General features: G+C 71.3%; 1 pseudogene. It reads left to right on the top strand.

Features of this window, described 5'->3' with window-relative positions:
• Window positions 1-63 precede the first annotated feature (63 nt).
• A pseudogene (locus ACFPB1_RS27440) lies at window positions 64-508 on the top strand (hypothetical protein); the annotation flags it as partial.

Consider the following 508-nt stretch of genomic DNA (forward strand, 5'->3'; position numbering starts at 1 on the left):
CGCCTCTGAGATCGGCCCCATCGGGTCGCGCCTCGCCGGTGGGATGAATCGTTAGGCTGGGGCATGGCCAAGCACGCGCACGGCTCGGGGTCCGACGAGTCCATCCCGGACGAGGTCTACGAGGCTGAGCTGGTCCGCCTGCAGGGCGAGCTGGTCAAGGTCCAGGAGTGGGTGCGCGCGGAGAAGCAGCGCGTCCTCGTCATCTTCGAGGGGCGGGACGCGGCCGGCAAGGGCGGCACGATCACCCGGATCACGCAGTACCTCAGCCCGCGGGTGGCCCGGATCGTCGCGCTGCCGGCGCCGACCGAGCGCGAGAAGGGGCAGTGGTACTTCCAGCGCTACATCGAGCACCTGCCGAGTGCCGGCGAGATCGTGCTGCTGGACCGGTCCGACTTCCCCCGTGACAAGTCCTGCGGCGACGGGATCGCGCCGCACGTGGTCGACGTGCTGGCAGGCGTCGGCGCGGCGGACGTCGTGGACGGCTGGACGCCGATCCGTCGGCTCGAGC

The sequence above is a fragment of the Paenibacillus sp. GCM10023250 genome (assembly GCF_042653205.1).
Taxonomy (GTDB): domain Bacteria; phylum Bacillota; class Bacilli; order Paenibacillales; family Paenibacillaceae; genus Paenibacillus_Z.